This window comes from Haloferax gibbonsii, from assembly GCF_001190965.1.
GTDB lineage: Archaea > Halobacteriota > Halobacteria > Halobacteriales > Haloferacaceae > Haloferax > Haloferax gibbonsii.
Map to the genome: position 1 here is coordinate 1,755,569 of NZ_CP011947.1, position 25,098 is coordinate 1,780,666.

The following is a 25,098-nucleotide window of genomic DNA, read 5'->3' on the forward strand; positions in this document are numbered from 1 at the left end:
GAACTGAGGCCGAGTGCGCGCCCCATACTCGGGTACGTACGGGGAACCTTAAATCTGCGTCAGACAGGGGTCACACGCTATCTACGTGCAATATCTGCTGTTATACCACTGCCGGGATTGCCGTTCGCCTCCCGCGTTCAGTAGACGAGTTTCCCCTCGACGAACTGGCGGACCCGGTCGTCGTCCGGCGACTCGAACACCTCGTCGGTCGGTCCCGATTCGATGCACGTCCCGCCGAGGATGACGGCCGTCCGGTCTGACACCCGCCGGGCCTGCTGCATGTCGTGAGTCGCGAGCGCGACGGCGATGCCGCGGTCCCGCGCCGCCCGCATCGCCGACTCGATGGCGGCGGTGTTCCGCGGGTCGAGGTTCGAGGTCGGTTCGTCCAGCAGTAACACGTCCGGGTCGGGTGCGAGCGCCCGCGCGATGGCGACGCGCTGGGCCTCGCCCGCCGACAGCGACCCGGCGTCGCGGTCGACCTTGTCGAACATCCCGACGGTCCGAAGCGCCTTTTCGACCGTCTCCGACGGCTCGTCGCGGCCGAACAGCCCCTCGACCGCGTCGCGGACGCGAGCGCTCCACGACCGGCGGACTCGAAGCCCGTAGGAGACGTTCTCTTCGACCGTCGTCGAGAAGAGACTCCGTGTCTGGAACGCCATCCCGACTCGCCGTCTGACCGCCAGTCGGCGCGCTTCGGAGAGGGTCCACACGTCGTCGTCGCCGACTTCGACCGTCCCCTCGTCCGGCCGCTCGAACATGGCGAGCAGTCGGAAGAGCGTCGTCTTGCCCGTCCCCGAGGGACCGACGACGGCGAGAATCTCGCCCGGTTCGACGGCCAGCGAGATGTCTTCCAGCACCGCGCCGTTGCCGAAGCCGTGGCCGAGGTCGTGAGCCGCGAGTCGGGTCCCGCCGCGCCCCGCCCCGTTCGACGCCGGGTCGGGTGCGGTGGACCCGTCGGACTCGCCGACACCGGGCCCGCCGGTTCCGGGTCTCTCGGTCGTCATCGTCCCCTCCCGTTCCGTCCGGGGGTCCGGTCGCGGAAGCGCGCGCCGAGGGCGTTCACGCCGAGGACGAGCGCGAGCAGGATGGCTCCGAGCGCGATGCCCGTCTCGATGTTCCCCTTCCGCGCTTCGACGGTGATGGCCGTCGTGAGCGTCCGGGTGAACGACGTGCTGTCCGAGAAGACGATGTTACCGCCGACGATGAGCACGGAGCCGACCTCGCTGATGGCGCGGCCGTAGGCGGCCAGAAGCGCCGTGACGATGCCGTAGCGCGCCTCGCGGACGACCAACAGGGCGACGTCGGTCGAGGTGCCGCCGGCGGCGAAGGCGGCGTCTCTGAGGTCCTGTGGAACCGACTGGACCGCCGACAGCGAGACGCTCACGAGGACGGGGAGCGCGAGGATGGTCTGCGAGAGAATCATCGCCTCGGGGGTAAACAGCAGGTCGAACGTCCCGAGCGGTCCCGAGCGGGACAGCGCCAAGAGGACGACGAGGCCGACGACGACGCTCGGAAAGCCCATCCCCGTCGAGATGACGGAGGTGACGACCGACTTCCCGTAGAAGTCGCGGAACCCGACCGCCAGCGAGATTGGCAGGCCGAGCGCGGCGCTCAGCGCGACCGCCGCGGTGCTCACGTACAGCGAGACGGCCGTGATGCTGACGAGGTAGGTGAGGTTCAGGTCGCCGAGGGCGAACACGGGCGGTGGTGGGGTCCGGTCGGACTAAAAGTCCTCGGGGACGTGCTGTGCCACCCACGACTCGAACTGGGCGTCGGAGACCGACGCCGACGACGAGGCGTTCTCCCCGCCGTCGTAGTTCTCGGGGACGTACTGGCCGAACTGCGGGTCCTCAGAGAGCGCGTTGGGGAAGAACAGCTGCGACCCGTTCGCCGTGTAGTTGCTGATCATCTCCTGTCCCTCGGGGCTCGTGAGGAAGCCGGCGTAGGCCATCGCCAGCGAGTAGTTCACGTCGGGGTACTTCGCGGGGTTGACCGGGATGACGCCGTAGGGGTTCTTCAGGATGGTCGGGCCGCCCTTGAGCGGGCCCTGAACCTGGATTTCGAGGTCGATGTTGTCCTTCGTCGCGAGGAACGTCCCGCGGTCGGCGAGCGTGTACGCGCCCGACTGGTCGGCCTGGACGAGCGTGTCGCCCATGCCCTTGCCGATTTCGCGGTACCACGTCCCCGACGGTTCGACGCCGGCGGCCTCCCAGATGAGGAGTTCCTTCTTGTTCGTCCCCGAGTCGTCGCCGCGGGAGACGAACGTCGCCTCGGCGTCCGCGATGGTCGCGAAGGCGTCGGCCGCGCTCGACATCCCCGAGATGCCGGCGGGGTCGTCGGCCGGGCCGACGACGACGAAGTCGTTGAACATCACGTCGCGGCGATTGACGCCGTAGCCCTCTCGCAGGAACTCGTCTTCCGCGCCGCGGGCGTGGACGAGAATCACGTCCGCGTCGCCGTTCCGCGCCGTCTCGATGGCCGCGCCGGTCCCCTGCGAGATGGTCTTCACGCGGGCGTTGAACTTCTCTTCGAACACCGGGTTCAGCGCGTCGAGCAGGCCCGTGTCGTAGGTGCTCGTCGTCGTCGCCAGCGTCAGTTCCTGGGTCGCGCCGCTCCCGCTTTGGCTCCCCTGAGACTCCTCTGTGGTCCCGTTGTTCGCCTGCGGGGGATTCGCGTTCCCCGTGCATCCGCTCAGTCCGAGAACCGCGCCGACACCAGCAGCCTGTAAGAAACGCCGTCGCTCTATCGCCATGCATTGTGGTTCGCCGAACGCGGATTAACTGTTTCCCACGCAACGTAATCACAAACAATTTCAATACCAGAGAATCGTAACGGTTCGAGTCCGAAACCGGTTGCGTCGGATTCTTTTCGAGCCGTCCCGTGGTGACGGACATGAGTTGGGAGTCGCTTTTCGCTCGCGCCGCCGCCTACGAGACGACCGAAGCCGACATCACCGAGGCGCTCCGCGCCCGCCGAGGTGACGATGCCTGAGTCGGAGCCCTCGCCCGCGCGGGTCGTCGCCGACGCCGACGTGCTCGCGGCGGACCTCCTCGCCGACGGCCCCGCCAGAGCGGCGCTCGACCACCTCCGGCGGCACTCGTGGACGGCGCTCGTCGCCAGCGACCCGCTCCTCGACGACGCCGAGGCGGTCATCTCGTCGCTCGCGGACGCCGACCTCGCGGCCGACTGGCGCGAGAAGGTCGAGCCGTGGGCCGAACTCGTCTCCCACCCGGACGGCGACAACCCCGCGCTGGCGTCGGCCTACCGCGGCGGCGCGATGCACCTCCTCACGTTCGACGACCGCCTCAGTTCGGCGCAGGCGGGCGCGGCGCTCGGCGGTCGCTTCCCCGTCAGCGTCCGACACCCGAAGGCGTTCGCGACGCTGTTCGCGCCAGAGAGCCTCTACGTCGAGGTTGAAGGCGGGTCGTACCCCGGCCCGGACCGCGACCCGCGGGCGTAGACGCCGGCAGCCCGCCCGACTGCCGGCCCAACCGCCGGCTCAGTCGTTGAGGACGCGAGTCACCGCGAAGATGGCGAGAACGGTCACGAGACCGAAGGCGAGGGCGACGCCGAGGCTCCGGGAGGCGTCGCCGAAGAACACCGCGATGGCGGCGAAGACGGCGATGCCGTAGCCGCTCGCCGCGCCGGCGGCGACGACGTTCGCTCGGTTCATGCGTCTCCGTAGGCGCTCGCCGACCCTGAGTGTGAACCCCCGCGATTGTGGGGAGTGGCGGGGCCAGGGCCGGCTGTCAATCGGACGGAGCGCATGCAGTCGATACCGTTGGAGGGGTCGGTGACGAGTGGGAGGGGTTCGTCGCAGTCGGGGAACATCACGACTAGTGTGCCACCCCCGGACGTATCAACCTGTTTGCTCGCGAACCAGTTTTGACGTTAGTTCTCGTCTCCAGCGCTCCCGGCGCGCTCGACGGTACAGCCGAGCGATTCGAGTTTCGTCGCGGCCGCCGCTGCGTTATCCTCCCGGACGAGCACGTGGTCGGTCGAGTACGCCGACAGCGCGAATATCGAGATGTCCTCCTCGGCGAGCGCGCCCGCCACCTGCGCCAGAAAGCCGACGAGTTCGAACGGCAGGACCATCTCGAAGGTGAGCCGCTTCCAGCCCCGCTCGACTTCGACGGCGGTCGCCTCGTCGACGCGCCCCTCTTCGACGACGACCGTCGTCTCGTTCTCGTCTCGAATCGTCGCGAAGGCGTCCGGGTCGCCCCGCTCGGCCTTGACGACCGCGTAGGTCGCCGCCGAGACGGTGACGGTCCCGCCCTCGAAGAAATCGCTCGGGTCCATGCGGTTCGGGGTTGCGCCGGTGAGGTAAACGTAGCGGTCGGTGGGATGGTCGGCGACGGCTCCCGTTCGCTCGGTTCGCCAGACGAGATTCGCCTCGCTATCGCTCGGCGTACCACGTCGCGAACTTCGCTAACGCCCGCCCGCGGTGGGAGATACCGTTCTTCTCCTCGGCGCTCAGCTCCGCGAACGTCGCGCCGTCGTGTTCGAAGATGGGGTCGTAGCCGAAGCCCCCCTCGCCGCGCGGCGGGACGATACGGCCGTTGACGCTCCCCGTAAAGAGCTTCACCGGGAGCGCCTCCGTCTCCTCCGCGTCTTGTTCCGCGCCGCGGGCGGCCGCCACGGTCCGGTCGTCGCGGTCTATCGGGTCCGGACTCGCCTCGAAGGCCTCGCCGTCGCAGTACGCGAGGACGCAGCGGAACGAGGCCCGACGGGGCTCGTCGAGTTCGGCCGCGGCCAGTCGGTGGACCGCCTCGACGCCGAGGGTGTCCTCGACGTACGAGGAGTACGGGCCGGGGAAGCCCTCGAAGCCGTCGATAAAGAGGCCGGCGTCGTCCACGAGCACCGGTTCGTCGGCGTAGCGGTAGGCCTCGCGCGCGCCGTGCGCCGCGATGGGGCCGAGTTCGGACGCCTGTACCTCGGTGTAGTCGAAGTCGAGTTGGGTCACGTCGTCGTCGAGGTACGAGAGCGCCTCGCGGACCTTCCCCGCGTTCGTGGTGACGTATCGGAGCATGCCCGCCCCTCCGCGGGCGGACGTGGAAAAGTCGTCGGTGTCGGTCGCTTCGCCTCAGTCGACGATGACTTCGACGGGGCCGTCGTCGGCCTCGGCCTCTTCTTCGGACTCCTCCGCCTTCTGGCGCTCGTTCCAGAGCAGGCCGCCGGCGACGAGGAGGACGACCCACGACCGCCAGCTCGCGAGGTTCAGGGTGTAGCCGATACCGAAGGGCTTCTCGACCAGCATGCCCTTACCGGGCTGCCAGTACGACGAGAGCAGTCGGCCGGCGCTCGGGCGCTCGAAGTTGTACGGGATGCCGAAAAGCGTTCCGCGCTGCGGTTTGTCTGCCATGTGAGACGAATACGCCGGCTCGGGATAAATCGTTTTGGCCTTCCGACGAGTTCGGCCGCGGCGACCTACCGGTACCGACCGCGGGATTCGACCTCTCGCAACCGGGCGATGACCTCCTCGGAGCCGACGGCCTCGTAGCCCGCTTCGAGCGCGTCGAGGAGGGGTTCGGCGTCGTCGGCGGTCCCCTCGACGCTCTGGGCGAAGACGTGGAGGTCCATCGCGTGGTCCTCGACGTGACCCGTGTGGAAGCCGAGGCCGAAGTCGATGAGGTACACGCGCGGTTCGCCGTCCGGTCCGGTTCCGACCCGAACGTTCCGCGTCGTCGGGTCGCCGTGGACGATACCCGCCTCGTGGAGGCGCGCGAGGTACTCGCCGACGACGCGGACGGCCTCGGGGTCGAGTCGCTCCGCGAGGTCCGCGTCGCCGACCCGCTGGAACGTGATAACGCCGTCGACGGGGTCCACGTCGCGGACGACGGGCGTCCGGACGCCGGCGCGCCGGGCGTCGCTCGTCAGCCGCGACTCGGCTTTCGTCCGCTCGCGGCGGAGTTTGTCGTCCAGTTCCGGGTGGCGGTACGTCTTCGGGACGCGCCGCTTGACGACCTCCTCGGAGCCGATGTCGACGGTCGCCTCGGCCCCGCGAATCGCGCCGTCGTCGGTGTAGGCGCGCGCGACCGACTCGTCCGCGCCGCGCCACGTCACTTCGACCTGGTCGGGACGGAAGTTCGGGTCCACGGTGGATTTCTCGACCGCGAGCGTGTCGCCCGCGGCGAGCATCCGCGCGCCGAGCACGGCTATCATGCCGGCGTTGTCGCGAAGGAACCGCGGCTCGGGCGCGTGGAACTTCGCGCCGCGCTGGTCGCACATCTCGGCGAGCATCTCGCGCAGGCGGGCGTTCTGGCCCACGCCGCCGCCGAGGACGAGTTCGTCCGTCCCCGTCAGCGACAGGGCGCGCTCGGCCACCTCGGTGAGCATGGCGAAGATGGTCTCCTGCAGGCCGGCGCAGATGTCGGGGACGGGCGTGCCCGCGTCCGCCTCGTCCTTCGCGGCGCTCATGATGCCGGAAAACGAGAAGTCCATTCCTTTGACGACGTACGGCAGTTCGACGTACTCGCCGTCCTCTGCGGCCGCTTCGACTTTCGGGCCGCCGGGGTGGGTCCAGCCGACGTGGCGGGTGAACTTGTCGATGGCGTTGCCGACGCCGGTGTCCATCGTCTCGCCGAGGACGCGGTAGCGGCCGTTGTGATAGCCCAAGAGGTGGGCGTTCGCGCCCGAGGCGTTCAGACAGACCGGCGAGTCGAAGCCGGACTGGTAGCGGCCGATTTCGAGGTGCGCGACCATGTGGTTGACGCCGAGTAGCGGCACGTCGAGCGTCTGGGCGACCGAGCGCGCCGCGGTGCCGACGATGCGGAGACACGGGCCGAGCCCGGGGCCGCGGGAGAAGGCGACGCCGTCGACGACGGGACCGTCGCCGTCGTGTCGCTCCGCGGCGTGCGCCAGTGCGGTCTCGACGACCTCGGGGATGGCGGTCCCCATGTGCTCTGCGGCCTCTCGCGGGTGGATGCCGCCGCTGTCGGGCTGGTACGGGTCAGATTCGATGAAGACGTGGTCGGCCGAGGGGTCCGGCGTCCGCCCGGTTCCGGAGCGGAGCGCGTCGGGGTCGTCGGTCTCGAAAACCGCGGCGCTCGCGGCCCACGCTGTACCTTCGATTCCGAGAATGCGCATCGAGTGTGAAGAAACGGCGGTTCGAAGCCGGGACTACGCCTCTTCGGCTTCGACTTCGGCGTCGGTGATCTTGTTGCGCTCGAGCATGTGCTCCTGCTCGACGTCGCGCGCGAACTCGGGGCTCTCGTAGACCTTCGCGTAGCCCGCGGTCTTGCGCATGCCGAACTTCGTGTCGAGCTCGTGGACGACGACCTCGTCGGAGTCCTTGTTCAGCTTGGCCGCGAGCGAGTCGCGAACCGACAGACGCGAGGGCGTCGCTTCCTCGTGGACGATCTCGAATCGAACGTCCGTCCGGTGCAACATGGGGTTCTCCTCCTCGGAGATGATTTCGATATCCATGGTTCAGTTACCAGTAATTCCCCCCGAAGCAAGTAAAAGGATTTCGAAGGGACGAGCGCGCCCGCGTCTCAGGCGTCGATGGGCGCGACCACGGCGTCGAAGTCGCCGTCGAACTGCGCGAGGAGGTCCCGCATCTCGGTCTTGGCCGCGTCGGTGACGGTCACGCGGACCATTCCCTCGTCGGGCTGGCCGTAGACGACGGTCGAGCCGACGGGCGCGGCGAGCACCGCCGGGAGCGTGGCGAGGTCCTCTTCGCCCTCGACGAGGAGCGTCGTCGGCTCGTCGGCGTCGAGCGCGGCCACGAGCGCGGCCACGAGGTCGACGGAGACGGTTCCCGGTTCGTTTTCGACCTCGACGAGACGGCCGGTCTCGACCGCCCGGCGAATCTCCTCGCCGACGGCCTCGCGCTTCGTCTTGCCGTCGATGACTGCCACGTCCGGCGGGCGACCGGCGCGGCGGAGGTGGAAGGTGACGACGTCGCCGACGGCGACGAGCGGCGCGTCAGCGTCCTCGCTGGATGCGTCTGCGAGGAGCTCGTCGGCCTCGGTGTACACCGGGCCGAACGGCTCTTTGAACGCCGCCCGAAGCGCCGTCGGCAGGGTGAGCATGCTCAGCGGACCTTAAGCGCGTAGCCGCCGGGTTCGGTGACGTTCATCTCGGTGGCGATTTCGCTGTCTTCGGGGTGGGTGATGACGACGTAACCCGCCCAGTCCTCGGTGAGACTGCTCGACCCGCAGTTCTCGCACGTCTGTTTGTCCGGGTCGTTGACGAAGTGGCACTCGCGGCAGGCGAGACGGGGCTTCGCCATCAGTTACCCTCCGCCGAGGCCTCGCTCTGCTGGCGCTTCGATTCGAGCCAGCCGTGCTTGCCGAGCCCCGGCTGTTTGGCCGTGAGGCCGATCTTCGAGTCGCGCGGGTTGCGCTCGTCGATGCTCTTGGTGACGATGCGTGCGCGAACCTCGTCGTCGACGGCGAGCGTCTGGTTGGACTCGGTCGACGCGAGCTGTTGGTTCTCGCCGTCGTAGGCGAGGTATTCGTCGGATATCTGCGAGACGTGGAGCAGCCCGTCGACCGGCCCGATGCCGACGAAGGCACCGAACTCGACGACTTCGACCACGATGCCGTCGACGACCTCCTGCATGTCGGGGTCGTAGGTGATGGCGTCGAAATCGGCCTCGTAGTAGACGCCGGGGCGGTTGGGCAGCACGGTGCCCTCGCCGATGTCGTTGACGTTCACGACGCTCACGACGCTCCCCACGTCCTCGTCCATCCGTCCTTCCAACTTGTCCTGCAACAGTCGCTTGACCCGCTCGGGCGTCACGTCGCCCAGGTGTCGGGGTGGGACTTCGACTGTATCTTTGAGTCGTACCCGTTTGTACATAGTTTCGTTAAGGTTCCGTGATTGCCAGCGTGGCGTGCCCCCGGATGCCGACGACGGGAATCCCGCAGTCGAGCACCCGGTCACGGAGGGGCTTGTCGTTCGTGACGACGTAGTCGACCTCGCCCGATTCGGCGAGTTCGACGACCGCGTCGTCGGCGTACGATTCCTCGGTTTCGACCGCCCGGCACCGGGTCGCCAGGTCCGCGCCCACGCTCGCCGCGACGCCTTCGGTCCCGCCGCCCGACGAGAGCTTCTCCAGCTCGTCGAGGACGGCCGTGGGGACCACGAGGTCCGCGTCGGCCGCGAGCAGCCGGTCGAGTTCGTCGAACACGCGAACGTCGAGTTCGACCGGCATCATGAGCGCGTTCGTGTCCATGACGACTACGGTGGCGGTCACGTCACTTGAGCGTCCCGATACCGATGAGCCGCCAGCGGGCGCCCACGCGGCGGTTGATGGCTATCTTCGCGCCTTCGGCGGCGCAGACGGGGCGCTTGAGCGAGACTTCCGCCTCGCCGCTTCGCGCGCTCGTCACCGCGCCGACGGTCGTCGCGGTGCCGACGGTGAGCATCAGGGGCTCGCCGGTGGATATCTCGTCGATACCCTCGTCTTCCTCGCCGCCGACGACGCGGTCGAGCAGTTCGACGTCCATGGTGAACTGCTCGCGCGTCGGCGGGAGCGTGCCGGGCTCGCCGGCGACCTGTCCCGCGAGCGCGTCGCCCTTCGTGAAGCTCGGGTCGAGACCGGTCCCGACGCCGCAGAGGCCACCGGGCCGGACTTCGTCGACCATGTTGCCGCCCGCCTGCAGCGAGCGGACTTCGGTCGTGATGGAGCGCCATTCGGTCTGGCCCTCCTCGTCGACTTCGCGGCCGGGGCGGAGTTCGAGTTCGTCGCCCTCCTCGAGCTTGCCGGCGACGACGCTGCCGCCGATGACACCGCCCATGAGGCCGTCCCAGGTCGTCCCCGGGCGGTTGATGTCGAAGCTGCGCGCGACGAACATCCGGCTGTCTTCGGTCTCGTCGCGGTCGGGCGTCGGAATCTCCTCCTCGATGGCCTCGATGAGGAGGTCGAGGTTGACCTCCTGCTGGGCGCTGATGGGGACGATGGGCGCGTCTTCGGCCACCGTTCCCTCCACGAACTCCTTGATCTGTTCGTAGTTGTCGAGAGCGCGCTCGCGGTCGACGAGGTCGACCTTGTTCTGCGCGATGACGATGTTCTCGATGCCGATGATATCGAGCGCCATCAGGTGCTCCGCCGTCTGGGCCTGCGGCACGTCCTCGGTCGCGCTCACGAGTAGGATGGCGCCGTCCATGATGGCGGCACCAGAGAGCATGGTCGCCATGAGCGTCTCGTGGCCGGGCGCGTCGACGAACGAGACGGTGCGGCGCACTTCGGTCTCTTCGCCGTCTTCAGTCTCCTCTTCGACCGTGTAACACTCCGGCGCGTCAACGCCGGGAATCTGACGGAACGTCGCGTCGGCATACCCGAGTCGGATGGAGATTCCGCGCTTCATCTCCTCCGAGTGCTGGTCCGTCCACGAGCCGGACAACGCTTGAACGAGCGTCGTCTTTCCGTGGTCGACGTGACCGACGAGTCCGATGTTCACCTCCGGTTGTTGTGGGTTTTTCGTCACCATTGACCTCCTGAGAGTAATCTTGCGTGAACTTGGCTCCGAACGACTGATAAAGGTGCTGTTCTCGGACCGGGTCTGCTGTGGCTACGTCGGGCGGTCACACACCGCGCGCGGCGATTCAGCGGCGTCTCCCGCTCCCGGCGATGCCTCGAAAAATGGTTGGTCGTGCCCCCCAGCACGACGGTTCGTAGACCGATTCGAGTAACCCCTCGAACGGCTATCGGCTCCGGAATCCGTCGGTTATTCGACGCCCTTGACGAGCGAGCGAAGCTCGTCTCGGTAGGCGTCCGGCGTGAGTCCGAGGTCGATGTCGACCGAGACCTCGATGGCCTCGGTCGGCTCCTTGGTCACGCTGAGTTCGATGTTCTCGCCGGGGTGTGCGCCACCCGCGACGAGAATCGTCCCGTCGTGCTCCCAGACGGCCAGCATCCCGCTGACGTCGAACTCCTGTCCTTCGATTGTGAACTCCTTTTCGTCCGTGAACGGGAACGTAATCGTGTCGAAGGAAATCGTCGCCCCGTAGTCGGTAACGCGCGCCGAATCGCCGGTATCGACCGTCGTCGACCGGGTGTCGGTCTGTTCGATGTCCGTGACGCCAACGTCCGATAACTGCGTCTCGTAGTGTTTCCGCGCGTGCTTCTCGACCAAGTCGACGACCGTTCCGCGGACCGTCTCCGGGAGGTTCGACAGGCCCGGGTCGAGCGTCACGCGCGTCGCGAAGAACAGCGAGAACTGCCCCTCGGCCTGCCCGAGCGTCTTCTCTTTCAGCGTCTCCGAGAGGTCCATGTCTTCGTACACGACCGTCTCGAACGCCGCGGAGACGCTCGCCGGGCCGACCGACCGCTCGAACGCCGGGTCGAGGGAGTGTCCCCCGATGTACTCCCAGCCGCCGGCTTTGAGCGCCCCCTTCGGAACCTTCGGCGGTGCCCGCGCGGCGCTCGCGGTCGTTCCGGAACTACAGCCCGCGAGACTCGCGAGCCCCGCGCTGGCCGCGATACCGAGGTACGTTCTCCGTCTGATACTGTGGGTTGCGTTGTCTTCCCCCTTCATCGGTCAGTACTGCCCCGCTCTGTTTCAAATAGGTATCTCCCCGAAAATCAAATGCGAGAACACCGACACGACGGTCGACCGCTCTGAGAGCGAGCTTTTTGTCGCTCCGCCTCCGACCGTCTCGCGTGCCCGCTCCGGTGTCGTCGCCCTCGGAGTTCGCCTTCGAACTGGCGCTCTGCGCCCGGCTCGAACAGACGACAGACTGGCTGCCCGCGCGCCAACTCGGCGCGTCGGTCGCCTCGCTGGGGAGCCGCATCATCGACGTGTGCGCCGTCGTTCCGGGTCCGGAATTCGACGAACGCGCCCGCATCACCGACAGCGAAATTCCCGCAACGGCCATCGAGAGCGACGTGGGGGCCGGAAGCGCCGTCTTCTGGCGCGACGGCTTCGACTGCCACCCCGCCCGCGCCCGGCGGGCCACCGACCGCGCCGTCGAGGTCGGCTTCTTCGAGTCCGAGCGCCGACGGAGCCGAGAGTACGTCCGCCGCGCCGCCCGCTATCCCCACGACTGGTTCTCCCGGCTCGTCGGCATCGAGAACAAACCCGACCTCGGCAGTCCCGGCGACCTGCTCCGACAGCTCCGCCTCGACGTGAGTCTCGCGGTCTTCGACGAAGTGATTCTCTCGACTGAGAGCTACGTCACCGGCGCGCACCTCAACCGCATCCCCGGGGAAGTCGGCGTCTGGCGCTTCGACCCCGACACCGGCGACCGCGAGGTCGTCCGCGAGCCTCAGCCGCTCTCGCCCGGTTCGACCGGCGTCGAACCCACCGAGTACCACTCGCTACACACCGACGTGGCGCTCGTCTCGCCCGCCGAAAAGCGAACCGCCCGCCTCCGACTCGCCGAGCGCGCCTACGGAAAAGGGTGGCGCGCCTACGACCTCCCCGCCTGCGCCCACGCCCGCGCCGACGCCGACGGCCGCCCGACCTGCGCCCACTTCGACCGCGTGGTCGACCCCGGTTCCGAGTGCGGTGCCGACTGCTCGGCGTTCGAGGCGGCCGACCCGCCCGAACTTGACCGCGACGGCCTCCGCGAGTCGCGGACGGGCTGGGTCGCCGACCCGGCCGGGGCGGTTCGCAGACAGTCGGGACTCGACCGGTACTTCTGACTCGTCCGGTCTCTCGCCGGGTCGCTACTCGTTCCGCTCGTCGGAGTAGTGCCAGCCGAGCGTGGCGACGACGCCGAAACCGACGACGAACACCGCGCCTTCGACCCAGTTCGGCTCGCCGGACCACGAGGCAACGAGGTACCAGACGACGCCGGCGACGAGGGCCAGCGGCGTGCTGTATCGAAGCGCGTCGACGATATCGGACACGACCGTCCCGACGCGCTCCGGTCGCAAAGTCGCATCGGACCGGCGCGTTCGCTCCCCGACTCTCACTCCGAGTCGGCCCGTCGCTCCACGTAGTTCCAGTAGGAGACGAGCGCGACGCCGATGACGACGACGAGGGTGAACTGCACGGCGACGGCGAAGAAGTCGAGTCGGCCGGTATCGAGGTAGGTCAGGACGAAGTTGGCCGCGGCCGCGACGACGCCGGCGACCATGAGATACCTGAACGCCCTGTCGTCGGCGACGTTCCGGAGCTTCACAGTTCGTACACCTCGCCGTCGATCGCCAGCGGCTCTTCGAACGCCTCGTCGGCGGGGTAGTAGTGCGCCACGTGGACGAGGCGAGTCTCGTCGGCGTCGAGTTCCTCGCCGAGCGCGATGGCACCCTCGCGGGTCATGTGCTTCGTGCCGAAGGTCCGCGCGACCCCGTTTTCGTCGTAGTCGTCGCCGCCGATGGGGTGGTACTCGCAGACGGACGCGGGGACGATGGCCTCGGCGAGAAGCAGGTCGGGGTTCCGGAGCACGTCGCGGGACTCCTCGGGGATGGCGTAGGTGGTATCGCCCGAAAGCGAGAGCTTCGCGCCCGTCACGGGGTCCTCGATGGCGACGCCGTAGCAGACCAGCGGCGGGTGAACGACCGGCACGAACGTCACGTCGAGGCCGCAGGCGCGGAACGACTCGAACGGCGTCTGGTCTTCGACCGAGATGCGGTCGAGGTAGGAGAACTTCGAGCGAATCGCGTCGGCGACGCTCTCGCCCGTGACCGGGTCGACCTCGTCGGCGGCGTGGACCGCGAGGTCGTCGAGGAGGCGGTAGACGTTCCCGAGGCCGTCGAGGTGGTCGAAGTGGATGTGGGTGACTAAGGCCTCGTCCGGCAGCGGCACGTCCTGCGTGAGAAACTGGTGGCGGAAGTCGGGGCTGAAGTCCACGAGGAGCGACTCGCCGGTCCGCTCGTTCTGCACGTGGACAGAAAAGCGCGTCCGCTCGATGCCCCGCTCGCGGGCCGCGAGGCAGGTCTCGCAGTCGCAGCCGACGGTGGGCGTGCCGGTCGTGTCGCCGGTCCCGAGGAGGGTCACGCGCATCGACTCAACCACGGGGGCGGCGAGGTATAAACGTGGCCGACCGCGGCGAGTCAGGACCGGTATCTCTGCCGGAATTCGACCAGGGGGTGGAACGTCCCCGAGAGCGTCGCCGCTTCGAACCGGAAGTTCGCGGTAACCGTGCGCGGAACCGCCGAGACGAGCGCCTCGAATTCGACGGCCGGCGTTCGCGTTTCACCGCTCCGATTCGGCCACACCTCGTAGCCGAGCATCACCCGCCTCTCGCCTCCGTCGTTGTACCCAATTCCCGGGCTGATGTTCTCTCCCGACTCGACGCCGAGTCGCTCCCGCGCCGTCGCCATCGCCTCGGTTCCCGCGACGGTCCCGCCGACTCGCGTCACCCACGACGACGCCGGTTCTCGCTCGTATATCGGCTCTCTCGTCGTTCCCGACTCGTTCATGTGCTTGCGATAGCCGGTGCGTCGTCGAATCTCCGCGGCGTCCGGATAGTAGTCGTACTTCGAGGACGCTCGGTAGTCGCGCGAGATTGTAATCGGGTCCCCAGAGGCGGGCGCAGGATTCGGCTCAGGTTCGGGAAGGGGCGTCGCGGTGGACGGTTCGAGGTCCGATGTACACCCGGAGAGCGCCGTCAGAACCCCGCCCGCCGCAATCGTCCGAACGAATCGGCGTCTGCTGGAGGGCATCGGCTCGCCGTTTGCGGCCCACTAGTAAATGTTTTGTCAGAAAAGCGGAGTTACTGCGCCGCGCCGGCGTCTTTCTGCGTCTCGCCTTCGTGTTCGTCCGCGTGACCGTCGTGGTCGTGGTCGTGGTCGTGGTCGTGACCGTCGTTGGAGCCCGCGACGAGTTCCGACGAGTCGGACATCATGTCGAGGTTCTTCAGGTTGTCGCGCTCTTCGAAGTCGGCGACGGCCTCGAGCAGGTCGTCCTGCGTGAGTTCCATCCGCTCTTCGGTGAGCGCTTCGAGGACGGCCTCGCGGAGGACGAGTCGGAGGTCGGAGCCGGTGAGGCCCTCCGTCACGTCGGCGATGGCCGAGGGGTCGAACTCGTCGATGTCCATTCGGTTCGTGATGACCCGGAGGATGTCGGCGCGCATCCCGCGGTCCGGCTTGGGGAAGTTGACGATTTCGTCGAAGCGCCGCCACGCCGCCGAGTCGAGCTGGTCGGGGTGGTTGGTCGCGCCGATGAGGATGACCTCGTCGCGAATCAGCGAGATGTCGTCGATGCTCTTGAGCAGCGTGTTGACCGCGCGCTTGAGCGCCGCGTGCTCGTCCGACCGGCGGGTCTTCGCCACCGAGTCGAACTCGTCGATAAAGAGGATACACGGCGACAGCCGCTTTGCGACCTCGAAGGTCTTTTCGACGTTCTTGGCCGTCTCGCCGAGGTACTGGCTCGTAATCATCGAGAGCTTCACCTCGACGAACGGGAGGCCGAGCTCGTGGGCGAGCGCCCGCGAGACGGTGGTCTTGCCGGTCCCCGGCGGGCCGACGAAGAGGATTTTCCCGATTTCGCGGAGGCCGATGTCCGCGAGGTACTCGCGGTGCTCGATGGCCTTCATCAGCTTGTGAATCTCGCCTTCCTGGTCCGTCGTGAGCACGAGGTCGTCGAGGGTCATCTCGATTTCCTCGGGCGCGCGGACCTGCACGAGGTCGAGCATCTCGGCGTCGTCCTCGTCGTCGAAGTACTCGTCCAGCAGGCTGTCTATCCACACGCGGTCGGCGTGAATCGGCCGGGTCTGTTCTCTGGCGTCCGCGTGGGTCACGTCCACGTCGTCCCGGTCCTCGACCGACTTCGCGACCGTCGGATTCGTCACGAGCCGGTCGTAGTCGGCTCGTTTGACGAACCACTCCAGCGCCATCTCGGGCTGCGTCAGAGAGAGGCGGCCGGAGAAGTCCTCGCGCTGGGTGAACATGAGGTCGGAAATCGCGTCCCAGGGGTGTTCCACGCCGGTCGCCTTCCGCGCGACGGACTCGGTCACGACGAGCGGTCGCTCGATGCCGCCCATCGACGACTCGTCCTCGTCGCCGTCGTCCTCGGCGTCCGCCCAGAAGACGCGTCGATACCGCGGGGGAAGGTCGTTTTCGTCAAGCGTTCGGTCGTCGGTGTAGAGGTGGGCCGTCAGCAGAAACTCGACAACCTCGAGCGCCCGTTCACTCATCCCCCAGAAATTGCCCGGGGAGACGCATAAGAGCGTCGGAGCGCCGCCGCTGGTGCGCGCGGCCGAACTTCCCCGATGACAAGGAACTCGGCGCGACTCCGCCGCACAACGTTAATTTCAGAAAAACAATTCAAAAACATATTCGAAAATGGATTGATTACGCGATTATATTCCTTTCATATGCTTGTATATTGTCTCTTTCTTCAGAATACTCGGGGAAAATATCCTTTCTTAAACGATTAGGGTTTTATGGTTATCTTCCGCCACTGTGAGCCAAGATAGTGAAATGATATTCACGAATGGACCGAGATGCCCGCCCAAATGCGGTACATTCTCGACGAATAGCCGGTGGTGAATCGCGTGGCGAAACAAGTCCCGACGACCTGCATGCGCTGTGCCGTGGGCTGTGGACACGTCCACCTCGGCTCCGACACCTCGTACGGGCTGGAAGCGGTTCGGGGGGACCCTTCACACCCCGTGAACAACGGGCTGGCCTGCGGTCGCGGTATCCGCGAATCGGCCGACCCCGACGGGTCGTGGCTCACGCGACCGCTCGTCAGGGAGGACGGGGAGCTCCGGCAGACCTCGTGGTCTGACGCGCTCGCGCGCGTCGGCGACGCCATCACCGACGCGATGGCCGACGACCCCGACGAGGTCGCCGTCCTCGGCAGCGGCCAACAGACGAACGAGGCCGCCTACGCCCTCGGGAAGCTCGCCCGCGGCGGTATCGGCACCCGACACTACGACGCGAACACGACGCTCTGCATGGCGAGCGCGGTCAAGGCCTACTACCGCGCCTTCGGGAGCGACGCGCCGCCGCCGACCTACGACGACATCCCCGAGGCCGAGACGCACCTCGTCTGGGGGGCGAACCCGGCAGTCGCCCACCCGGTGATGTTCCGGTGGATTCGGCAGTCGGCCGACGACGGCGACCTCGTCGTCGTCGACCCCGTCGAGACGAAGACCGCGGCGGTCGCCGACGACCACGTCGCCATCGACCCCGGCGGCGACCTCGCGCTGGCGCAGGCGGTCCTCGGTCACCTCGTCGAGACCGACCGCGTGGACGACGCGTTCGTCGAGGGGTACACGGAGGGCTTCGACCGCGTCGTCGACGAACTCCCCCCGGTCGAAGAGGCGGCGTCCGAGGCCGGCGTCTCGCTCGACGAAGTCGAGAAACTGGCGTCGCTCCTCGACGCCCCCACGCTCGTCTACTGGGGCATGGGCGTCAACCAGAGCGTCCGCGGCACCGCGACCGCCGGCGCGCTCGTGAACCTCTGTCTCGCCTCCGGGAACCTCGGCCCCGGCTCCGGCCCCTTCTCTCTCACCGGACAGGCGAACTCGATGGGCACTCGCGTCGTCTCCTCGAAGGGGACGTGGCCCGGCCACCGACCGTTCGAACACCCGGACCACCGCCGGACCGTCGCGGAGGCGTGGGGCGTGCCCGTCTCCCGACTCCCCGACGACAACGGTCCCGGCCCGGTCGGGATGTTCGAGTCGTCGCCGTCGGTCGTCTGGACCGTCGCCACCAACCCGCTCGCCGGGTTCCCGGACGCGACGGCCGCCCGCGAGGTCCTCGAAGACTCCTTCCTCGTCGTGCAGGACGCCTTCCGGTCCGAGACCGTCGAACTCGCCGACGTGGTGCTCCCCGCGGCGACGTGGGGCGAGTCCGAGGGGACCACGATGAACATGGAGCGGACGGTCTCGCGGGTCCGCCCGGCCACCGAGACGCCGCCGGGCGTCAGGCAGGACCTCGACATCATCGCCGACGTTGCCGCCCGCGTCTCGCCCGGACTGCTCCCGAGACCGTCGGTCTCGCCGAGCGACGTGTTCGACGAGTTCGCCGCACTCACCGCGGGCACCGACGCCGACTGCTCGGGGCTCTCGTACACGCGACTCGACGGCGAGCGCGCCGTCCGCTGGCCCGCGCCGGACCCGACGAGCGAGGGCGGTTACCGCTACTACGACGACGCCGACGGGGAGTCCGACGACCCGACGTGGTCGTTCCCGACGCCGTCCGGGAAGGCGCAGTTCAGCGCGCTCTCGGGGTCGTCGCTCCCCGAACCCGCGGACGAGTCGTACCCGCTGACGCTCACGACCGGCCGCGAGGCCGACGGGTACAACACCGGGGTCCGCACGCGCAGCGACACGCCGGACGAGCCGGTCGCCCGCGCGCACCCCGACACAATCGACGCGCACCGCGACGCGGTCGCCGACCCCGAGGGCGACCGCCGAACTACCGTCGTCTCCCGTCGGGCGTCGGTCCCGGCGACGCTCGACCCCGACGACGCCGTCCCGCCGGGACTCGTCTGGCTCTCTATCCACCACCCGATGACTAACCGACTCACCAGCCCTGCGGTCGACCCGCAGTCGAACGAACCGAACTTCAAGCAGTGCGCCGTCCGCCTCGAACACCCCGAGACGACCGCGTCCACCGACCTCCTCGCGGCCGAGGTGAGCGACTGATGGCGCTCGTCGCCGCCGGCGGACGGCCCCGCGAACTCGAACGCGCCGCCGCCTGAGAATGGCCGACGAGTCGCACCCACACCTCGACACCGGCCGTGCGGGCATCATTCTCGCCGGCGGTCGGTCGACTCGATTCGGCGGCATCGACAAGGCGACGGCCACCGTCGGCGGCCAGCCCATGATTCACCGTGTCGCCGCCTCGCTCGACCCCGTCGTCGACGAACTCGTCGTCAACTGCCGCGCCGAACAGCGGGACGCGCTCGCCGGCGCGCTCTTGGACTTCGACGTCCGGTTCGCGGAGGACGCCCATCCCGACCGGGGGCCGGTCTTCGGCCTGCGAACCGCGCTGCGGGCGACGAGCGCCGAGTACGCGGCGGTCCTCCCGTGCGACATGCCGCTCGTCCCGAGCGGGTTCATCTCGCATCTCTTCGGCCGCCTGCAGGGCGGCGCGGGCGTCGTCCCGCGGGTCTCGGAGACGACCCAGCCGCTCCCCGCGGTCATCCACTGCCGCGCCGGCGAGGTCGCCTGCACCGACACCATCCGAGCCGGTGACGACCGCCTACAGGCCGTGATGTCCGCGCTCGACGTCACCGTCCTCGACGACCGCGAAGTGGAGGCTCACGCCGGAACGCACGCGTTTCACAACGTGAACTCCTTCGACGACTTGCGCGCGCTCACCGTTCGTCGGTGAACCGCGTTCGAGTCCCATACCACATTATCGTCCATTATGGTCTGTTTAGATTATCCAATAATCAACCGATTATCTGCGCAGATTATGACCTTATATTCGGAATATTCGGTTATAGAATGGACGAATACGCCTTAGAAGGCCTATTTCTAAAGATTCTCAACGAATACTCTTATCAACCTCTGTCGAGTCGTGTTATCACGAAACATGACCAAGTTCGCAAACAAACGCACAGGAATAGTGGATGATTGCCCACTGGTGGTCGGAAATGGCGAGTAAAAAGGAAGCGTGGAAGTCGGAGCTCTACGGCGACGCGGTCCGCGAGAAGATCGAGGAGTTCGCCGAGCAAGGCGTCGACGCCATCCCCGAAGACGAGCGCGACAAGTGGTTCACGCGCTTCAAGTTCTGGGGCGTCTTCCAGCAGCGGACGGGTCAGGACTCGTACTTCATGATGCGGCTGACGAACGCCAACGGCGTCCTCGAACCGGGGCAGCTCCGGGCCATCGGGGAGGTCGCGCGCGACTACGCGTCCGGGCCGGTCGAGAACCCCGAGTTCGGCGACGCCTGGTTGGACCTGACGACGCGCCAGTCGATTCAGCTCCACTGGCTCGAACTCGAGGACATCCCCGAGGTCTGGGAGAAGCTCGAAGCGGCGGGCGTCTCCTCGCGGTCCGCCGGCGGCGACACGATGCGGAACATCACCGGCTGTCCGGTCGCCGGCCGCGACAAACACGAACTCGTCGAGTCCCAGCCGCTCCTCGACCGCTTCCAGACCGAGCTCCGCGGGAACGACGCCCTGTCGAACATGCCGCGGAAGTTCAACATCAGCGTCACCGGCTGCCGGGAGGGCTGCGCGCAGGACTCGATAAACGACGTGGGGCTCGAACCCGCGAAGAAAGAAATCGACGGCGAGACGGTCACCGGCTTCAACGTCCGCGTCGGCGGCGGCCTCGGCTCCCGGAAGCCGCGCGTCGCCCGCGACCTCGACATCTTCGTCGCCGACGAAGAGCGCGCCTACGAGGTCGTCCGCGGCTTCGTCGAACTCTACCACGAACACGGTAACCGCGACGTTCGGGCCCGCGCCCGCAGTCGCTTCTTCGTGGACGAGTGGGGCACGGAGAAGATCCGCGACCTGCTCCAAGAGGAGTACGTCGACTTCGAACTCCGGTCTGCGGGCGAGAACATCCGCGACGAGTACACCTACAACGCGGGTCGCTCGGAGTCCGCCGGGAAACACGACCACGTCGGCGTCCACGAGCAGGCCAACGGCGACTACTACGTCGGCCTCAGCGTCGCGGTCGGCCGGCTCACGGCGTCCGACGCCATCGAACTGGCCGACATCGCCGACGAGTACGGCTCCGGCGAGGTCCGACTCACCCGCCGGCAGAACCCGCTTCTGATGGACGTGCCGGAGGAGAAGCTCGACGACCTGCTCGCCGAGCCGCTCCTCGGCAAGCACACGCCCGTCCCGAACCCGTTCCAGCGCGGCACGGTCGCCTGCACCGGCACGGAGTTCTGCTCGCTCGCGCTCACGGAGACGAAGGCCCGGACCGCCCGGATGCTCCGGTGGCTCCGCGACAACGTGGACGTGCCCGACGACGTGAGCCAACTGAAGATTCACTACTCCGGCTGTACCGCCGACTGCGGGCAGGCGAACACGGCCGACATCGGCCTGTTCGGCATGCGCGCCCAGAAGGACGGCGAGATGGTCGAGGCCATGGACATCGGCGTCGGCGGCGGCATCGGCGAGGAGCCGTCGTTCGTCGAGTGGGTTCGGCAGCGCATCCCGGCCGACGAGGTGCCGGGGGCAATCGCGTCGCTCGTGGAGGCGTTCGCGGAGCGCCGCGAGCCCGGACAGACGTTCCGCGAGTGGGTCGAAGCCGAGGGGACCGAGGCGGTCACCGAGTACTGCGTCCCCGAGGAGACGGACTTCGAAGCGCCGTACATGCACGACGCCAAGCAGTCGTGGTACCCGTTCGCCGAGGAGGAAGCGAAGGCCGAACAGCCGGTCACGAGCGACTGACCATGACCGAACGCATCGCATCCGACGACCCGGCGGACGCCGCCAGCGCCGACGACGTGCCCTTCGAGCACGCCTCGGCCGACGTCGCGCCGGAGCTCTTCCCGGCGGAGCCAACGGTCGCCGACGCGGGTACCGGCGGAATCCCCGGTCGGCCGGACAGCGACTCCGCCACTCGTTCCTGACGCTCCGAGACTCGGTGCCGTCGTCTCCACTTTCACCGCTTTCTCGGCGTTTTTCCACCCGATAAACAACTCGTCACGACGAATAGTGAGTTCTAAACTATTTATGGTGTTCGAACCCCGATGATGTGCCATGCCAGAGCCAGTCATCGCGGCCGCGTACCGCACGCCGTTCGGCAAGGCGGGCGGCGTGTTCGAAGACGTTCGAAGCGAGGACCTCTCGGTCACGCTCATCGACCACATCCTCGACGAACACGACGTCGACCCCGACGACGTGGAAGACCTGATGTGGGGCGTCGCCCAACAGCGCACCGAACAGGACAACAACGTCGCTCGCGTCATCGCGCTCCTGTCGGACCTCGGCGAGGGGACGCCCGCGACGAGCATCAACCGCTGGTGCGCCTCCTCCATGCAGGCCATCATCTCCGCGTCCGACGCCATCGCCGCCGGCAACCGCGAGTGCATCGTCGCCGGCGGAGTCGAGAGCATGTCCCGCGTGCCGATGGACGGCGACTCCTACCAGCACCTCCACCCCGAACTGAGCGAGCAGTACAACATCTTCCAGTTGCAGATGGGGATGACCGCGGAGAAGGTCGCCGAGGAGTACGAGGTCTCCCGCGAGGCCCAAGACGAGTTCGCGTTCCGGAGCCACCAGCGCGCCGCCGACGCGACCGACTCGGGCCGGTTCGACGACGAAATCGTCCCGGTCGAGACGGACGACGGCGTCGTCACCGAGGACGAGGGCATCCGCCGCGACACCTCCATGGAGATTCTCGGCGGCCTCGACCCCGCCTTCTCCGGCGACGGCTCCGTCACCGCCGGCAACTCCTCGCAGATAACCGACGGCGCTGCCGCGGTCCTCGTCACCAGCCGCGAGTTCGCGGACGAACACGGCCTCGACGTGCTCGCCTCGGTCGGCACGAACAACGTCGCCGGCGTCGACCCGACGGTCATGGGCATCGGCCCGGTCCCGGCGACCCGCGGCCTCCTCGACCGCGCCGGCACCGATATCGACGACTACGGCCTCGTCGAAATCAACGAGGCGTTCGCCAGCCAATGTGAGTACTCCCGCCGCGAACTCGGCATCGACGCGGACAAACTCAACGTCAACGGCGGCGCAATCGCCCTCGGCCACCCCCTCGGGGCCTCCGGCGCGCGCCTCCCCGTGACGCTCATCCACGAGATGCAGAAGCGCGACGTGGACCGCGGCCTCGCGTCGCTCTGCGTCGGCTTCGGTCAGGGCGCGGCAATCGAGTTCAGCAGGTAGGGTGGGAACTCGGCTGTTTTTTGGTCCAGATTTTTGCCGAGCGGAGCGAGAGAAAAAGGTGGCAGCGGTGCGGCAATCGAGTTCAGTCGGTAGGGCCGCCCTGCGTTTTTTATCCTGATTCGTCCCGGGAAGCGAGCGAAGTTCGTGGACCGCGTGTCGGCGGTTCCTCGAACCGCAGACCTCGGCTATCGCTCACGAATATACGTGCGCCTTCCGTCACGTTCATACTCCGCAAGTCGAGAACAACGCGGTGATGAATCTCACGACGACCGTACTGTCGGGGGCCTTCGCGGCGCTGGCGGCCGCGGGGGCCGCCTCCGCGGGGTTCGTTCCGAGGCCCGACCTCGGCGCGCCCGTCTGGTACGTCCTCGTCGCGCTCACCGTCGGCTACTGGGCGGTGTTCGTCCGCTGGGCGCGGCGCTGACCGGCCGGAGACGGCGTGAAAATAACGGGTCGCGGGCGGCGAGAGCCGCTACTCGGGGTGGACTAACTCTTCTGCGTCTCGGACGGCCTCGCGCTCGCCGATGATGGTGATGCGGTCGCCCTCCTGGAGCGTGAACTCCGCGTTGGGGACCGTCGTGTCGCCGTTCCGCGAGACGAGCGTGACGAGACAGCCGTCGGGCAGTTCGGGGCCGACTTCGCGGATGGTCCGGCCGATGAGTTTCTCGGCGGTGACCTCGACCTCCTGAACGTCGCCGGAGCGGCCGATTTCGCCCATCCAGTTCGACATCGACGGGCGCTCGATGTAGTTGTCGAGCGCCTGCGCCGTGGCGATGGTCGACGAGATGGTCCGGACGCCGAGTTCTTCGAACGCCTCGACGTTGTCGGGGTTGTTCGCCCGCGCGAGGACGCTCTCGGGTTCGAACTTCGAGTTCGCCAACTGCGCGACGAGCAGGTTCACGTCGTCGTCGCCGGTCGCGGCGACCACGAACTTGGCGTTCGCGGCCCCCGCGGAGCGTAAGACGCTCGTGTCGGCTCCGTCGCCGTGGTGGACGGTAAAGCCCATGTTCCGGGCCGTCTGGACTACTTCTTGGTCCTCTTCGATGAGGACCACGTTCTCTCCGCGGTCTGCGAGGCGTTCGGCGAGCGCACGGCCCACTTTCCCGCCTCCGATGATGAGTACACGCATTGGGATGACGTCGAGGTATTCTGCGATCTGACGAGCGAGGCCGGCCTCGAAGACGACGGTCGTCAGGATGACGAGAAAGACCGTGCCGACGAGAATCGAGGCGCTCTGGTTCAGCATTGCGGCCTGCTGGGCCATTCCTTCGGCCGCGAGCCGCGTCGCCTCCTCCTGGAGGGCGATGGCGAACAGCGAGGCCACGGACGCGGGGATGATGCCGCGCGGGCCGACGAAGCTCATGAAGAGCTTCTCTTCTCTCGTGAACCGGTCGCCGCGCGCCGAGATGAAGACCAACAGCGGTCGAATCACGAGCGCGACGGCGGCGACGACGGCGAGGCCGCCGACGCCGAGGTTCAGGAGGTTCTGGAAGTCCAACAGCGCCGCGAGGGCGATGAAGACGAACGACAGCACGAGCAGCGTGATGTCGCCTTTGAACGCCGAAATCTCCTCTTCGTACGGCACGTCCGCGTTGCCGAGGAGGATGCCGGCGGTCGCCACCGCCGCGATGCCGGCCTCCGTGGCGACGTAGTCGGCGGCCGCGTAGGACACGAGCGCGCCGGCGAGGACGAGCAGACGCGCGTTCTGCGGCGCGTTGCCCGGCGAGAGGTCGACGTACCGGAGCGCGTAGTACAGCGACCCGGCGACGATTGCGCCAACGACGACGCCGACGCCGAGTCGCTCGGCGAACAGCGTCACGAGAGCGTCGGGACTACTGACGCCTTCGAGGATTGCCTCGAAGATGACGACGGCGACGATGGCCGCCGTCACGTCGTTGACGATGCCCTCCGTGTCGAGCGCCGCGCCGACCCGGTCGCGGACCGGGACGACTTCGAGAATCGGTGCGATGACCGTCGGCCCGGTCGCGACGAGGAGCGCGCCGACGAGGAACGACACCGCCCACGGCGCGCCGAGCGCGTAGCGGACGACGACGCCCGTCGCGACGAACGCGATTATCGCCCCGACGGTGACGAGTCGGAACGTCGCGGCGGGCGCTTCCCGTAGCTTGTCGATTCGAAGGTGGAACGCGCCCTCGAACACGATGATAGCGACCGAGAGACCGACGATGGCCTGTAGTGCGTTCCCGAACGAGTCGGGAGAGATGACGCCGAGGACCTCCGGACCGAGCAGGATACCCGACGCGATGAGGAACACGACGCTGGGGACCTGAAACCGGTCCGAGAGCACCTGCGAGACCACGCCGATGCCGATTATCGCGGCGACGAGCGGGATGAGGTTGGCCCCTCCTGCTGCGGCCACTTATATCGCCTCCATTGATTCGGTCCATGTGACGACGGAAGATAAGTCCACACATCTCGGGCGGTA

Annotated in this window: 29 protein-coding genes; 8 read left to right on the plus strand and 21 right to left on the minus strand. The window is 67.7% G+C overall.

Features of this window, described 5'->3' with window-relative positions; translation table 11 throughout:
- Positions 1–137: 137 nt before the first annotated feature.
- From ABY42_RS09145 to ABY42_RS09155, 3 genes are read right to left on the minus strand one after another with little or no spacing between them, the layout of a single operon-like run.
- A complete protein-coding gene (locus ABY42_RS09145; RefSeq protein ID WP_050459255.1) occupies positions 138–1,004 on the minus strand; it encodes an ABC transporter ATP-binding protein in 867 nt (288 codons plus the stop codon).
- Positions 1,001–1,699: an ABC transporter permease gene (locus ABY42_RS09150; RefSeq protein WP_004976378.1), complete on the minus strand. Its 699-nt coding sequence runs from the start codon at positions 1,697–1,699 to the stop codon at positions 1,001–1,003. The genes ABY42_RS09145 and ABY42_RS09150 overlap by 4 nt, the downstream gene beginning before the upstream one ends.
- 24 nt (positions 1,700–1,723) lie before the next feature.
- On the minus strand, positions 1,724–2,752 hold the full coding sequence (locus ABY42_RS09155; protein WP_050459256.1) for a substrate-binding domain-containing protein: 1,029 nt from the start codon (positions 2,750–2,752) through the stop codon (positions 1,724–1,726).
- 231 nt (positions 2,753–2,983) lie between these two features.
- On the opposite strand from ABY42_RS09155, the gene ABY42_RS09160 reads away from it, so the two are divergent.
- Positions 2,984–3,460 carry a PIN domain-containing protein gene (locus ABY42_RS09160; protein ID WP_050459258.1) on the plus strand — a complete coding sequence of 159 codons (477 nt, stop codon included), beginning with the start codon at positions 2,984–2,986 and terminating at the stop codon, positions 3,458–3,460.
- Between the two features lie 39 nt (positions 3,461–3,499).
- Here the strand turns inward: ABY42_RS09160 and ABY42_RS19810 are convergent, their stop codons facing one another.
- The 12 genes from ABY42_RS19810 to ABY42_RS09215 all read right to left on the minus strand — a co-directional run bounded on the left by ABY42_RS19810 (position 3,500) and on the right by ABY42_RS09215 (position 11,486).
- Entirely contained in the window at positions 3,500–3,673 is a 174-nt protein-coding gene (locus ABY42_RS19810) for a hypothetical protein (protein ID WP_004976375.1), read from the minus strand.
- A gap of 218 nt (positions 3,674–3,891) precedes the next feature.
- The gene (locus ABY42_RS09165) at positions 3,892–4,299 is read right to left on the minus strand and encodes an ACT domain-containing protein (protein WP_050459259.1); all 408 of its coding nucleotides are present in this window, start codon (positions 4,297–4,299) and stop codon (positions 3,892–3,894) included.
- 97 nt (positions 4,300–4,396) lie between these two features.
- Positions 4,397–5,029 (minus strand): non-canonical purine NTP pyrophosphatase, encoded by a 633-nt coding sequence (locus ABY42_RS09170; RefSeq protein WP_004976372.1) that lies wholly within the window; start codon positions 5,027–5,029, stop codon positions 4,397–4,399.
- Positions 5,030–5,083: 54 nt separating this feature from the next.
- Complete coding sequence (locus ABY42_RS09175) at positions 5,084–5,362, minus strand: DUF5808 domain-containing protein (protein WP_004976371.1); 279 nt, start codon at positions 5,360–5,362, stop codon at positions 5,084–5,086.
- A gap of 65 nt (positions 5,363–5,427) precedes the next feature.
- Positions 5,428–7,086, minus strand: a complete 1,659-nt coding sequence (locus tag ABY42_RS09180; protein WP_050459260.1) for a bifunctional N(6)-L-threonylcarbamoyladenine synthase/serine/threonine protein kinase — start codon at positions 7,084–7,086, stop codon at positions 5,428–5,430.
- A 33-nt stretch (positions 7,087–7,119) separates the two neighbouring features.
- Complete coding sequence (locus tag ABY42_RS09185; protein ID WP_004976369.1) at positions 7,120–7,425, minus strand: 30S ribosomal protein S24e; 306 nt, start codon at positions 7,423–7,425, stop codon at positions 7,120–7,122.
- Between the two features lie 68 nt (positions 7,426–7,493).
- Complete coding sequence (locus tag ABY42_RS09190) at positions 7,494–8,033, minus strand: GTP-dependent dephospho-CoA kinase family protein (RefSeq protein ID WP_050459261.1); 540 nt, start codon at positions 8,031–8,033, stop codon at positions 7,494–7,496.
- 2 nt (positions 8,034–8,035) lie between these two features.
- Complete coding sequence (gene spt4 / locus ABY42_RS09195) at positions 8,036–8,233, minus strand: transcription elongation factor subunit Spt4 (protein WP_004041779.1); 198 nt, start codon at positions 8,231–8,233, stop codon at positions 8,036–8,038.
- The gene (locus ABY42_RS09200) at positions 8,233–8,805 is read right to left on the minus strand and encodes a DNA-directed RNA polymerase (RefSeq protein WP_004041780.1); all 573 of its coding nucleotides are present in this window, start codon (positions 8,803–8,805) and stop codon (positions 8,233–8,235) included. Before ABY42_RS09200 ends, spt4 begins: the two co-directional genes overlap by 1 nt.
- Before the next feature lie 7 nt (positions 8,806–8,812).
- Positions 8,813–9,181, minus strand: a complete 369-nt coding sequence (locus tag ABY42_RS09205) for a hypothetical protein (RefSeq protein WP_004062994.1) — start codon at positions 9,179–9,181, stop codon at positions 8,813–8,815.
- A 22-nt stretch (positions 9,182–9,203) separates the two neighbouring features.
- Entirely contained in the window at positions 9,204–10,439 is a 1,236-nt protein-coding gene (locus tag ABY42_RS09210) for a translation initiation factor IF-2 subunit gamma (protein WP_049905172.1), read from the minus strand.
- Between the two features lie 237 nt (positions 10,440–10,676).
- Entirely contained in the window at positions 10,677–11,486 is an 810-nt protein-coding gene (locus ABY42_RS09215) for a DUF6517 family protein (RefSeq protein ID WP_050459264.1), read from the minus strand.
- Positions 11,487–11,611: 125 nt separating this feature from the next.
- Between ABY42_RS09215 and ABY42_RS09220 the strand changes: the two genes are divergently transcribed.
- Positions 11,612–12,595 (plus strand): DUF5787 family protein, encoded by a 984-nt coding sequence (locus tag ABY42_RS09220; protein WP_197092888.1) that lies wholly within the window; start codon positions 11,612–11,614, stop codon positions 12,593–12,595.
- A 24-nt stretch (positions 12,596–12,619) separates the two neighbouring features.
- Here the strand turns inward: ABY42_RS09220 and ABY42_RS09225 are convergent, their stop codons facing one another.
- The 5 genes from ABY42_RS09225 to ABY42_RS09245 all read right to left on the minus strand — a co-directional run bounded on the left by ABY42_RS09225 (position 12,620) and on the right by ABY42_RS09245 (position 16,032).
- Entirely contained in the window at positions 12,620–12,802 is a 183-nt protein-coding gene (locus tag ABY42_RS09225; protein WP_231608255.1) for a hypothetical protein, read from the minus strand.
- Positions 12,803–12,864: 62 nt separating this feature from the next.
- Positions 12,865–13,077 (minus strand): hypothetical protein, encoded by a 213-nt coding sequence (locus ABY42_RS09230; protein WP_050459267.1) that lies wholly within the window; start codon positions 13,075–13,077, stop codon positions 12,865–12,867.
- Positions 13,074–13,898, minus strand: a complete 825-nt coding sequence (locus ABY42_RS09235) for an MBL fold metallo-hydrolase (RefSeq protein WP_050459269.1) — start codon at positions 13,896–13,898, stop codon at positions 13,074–13,076. Before ABY42_RS09235 ends, ABY42_RS09230 begins: the two co-directional genes overlap by 4 nt.
- Before the next feature lie 50 nt (positions 13,899–13,948).
- The gene (locus ABY42_RS19960; protein WP_231608256.1) at positions 13,949–14,560 is read right to left on the minus strand and encodes a hypothetical protein; all 612 of its coding nucleotides are present in this window, start codon (positions 14,558–14,560) and stop codon (positions 13,949–13,951) included.
- A gap of 50 nt (positions 14,561–14,610) precedes the next feature.
- A complete protein-coding gene (locus ABY42_RS09245) occupies positions 14,611–16,032 on the minus strand; it encodes an ATP-binding protein (protein ID WP_004976356.1) in 1,422 nt (473 codons plus the stop codon).
- Between the two features lie 348 nt (positions 16,033–16,380).
- On the opposite strand from ABY42_RS09245, the gene nasA reads away from it, so the two are divergent.
- The 6 genes from nasA (at position 16,381) to ABY42_RS19815 (ending at position 23,076) form a co-directional block, all read left to right on the plus strand.
- Positions 16,381–18,495, plus strand: coding sequence for an assimilatory nitrate reductase NasA (gene nasA / locus ABY42_RS09250; RefSeq protein ID WP_197092889.1), 2,115 nt, complete (start codon positions 16,381–16,383; stop codon positions 18,493–18,495).
- A gap of 58 nt (positions 18,496–18,553) precedes the next feature.
- Positions 18,554–19,186 carry a molybdenum cofactor guanylyltransferase gene (locus tag ABY42_RS09255; RefSeq protein WP_004976353.1) on the plus strand — a complete coding sequence of 211 codons (633 nt, stop codon included), beginning with the start codon at positions 18,554–18,556 and terminating at the stop codon, positions 19,184–19,186.
- 265 nt (positions 19,187–19,451) lie between these two features.
- Complete coding sequence (locus ABY42_RS09260) at positions 19,452–21,206, plus strand: nitrite/sulfite reductase (RefSeq protein WP_050459270.1); 1,755 nt, start codon at positions 19,452–19,454, stop codon at positions 21,204–21,206.
- A 2-nt stretch (positions 21,207–21,208) separates the two neighbouring features.
- Positions 21,209–21,388, plus strand: coding sequence for a hypothetical protein (locus ABY42_RS09265; protein WP_004976351.1), 180 nt, complete (start codon positions 21,209–21,211; stop codon positions 21,386–21,388).
- 130 nt (positions 21,389–21,518) lie between these two features.
- Complete coding sequence (locus tag ABY42_RS09270) at positions 21,519–22,652, plus strand: thiolase family protein (protein ID WP_004976350.1); 1,134 nt, start codon at positions 21,519–21,521, stop codon at positions 22,650–22,652.
- A gap of 253 nt (positions 22,653–22,905) precedes the next feature.
- Positions 22,906–23,076: a hypothetical protein gene (locus ABY42_RS19815; protein ID WP_004976349.1), complete on the plus strand. Its 171-nt coding sequence runs from the start codon at positions 22,906–22,908 to the stop codon at positions 23,074–23,076.
- A 48-nt stretch (positions 23,077–23,124) separates the two neighbouring features.
- Here ABY42_RS19815 and ABY42_RS09275 read toward each other — a convergent pair whose 3' ends face one another.
- Complete coding sequence (locus ABY42_RS09275) at positions 23,125–25,032, minus strand: cation:proton antiporter domain-containing protein (RefSeq protein WP_050459271.1); 1,908 nt, start codon at positions 25,030–25,032, stop codon at positions 23,125–23,127.
- Positions 25,033–25,098 lie beyond the last annotated feature (66 nt).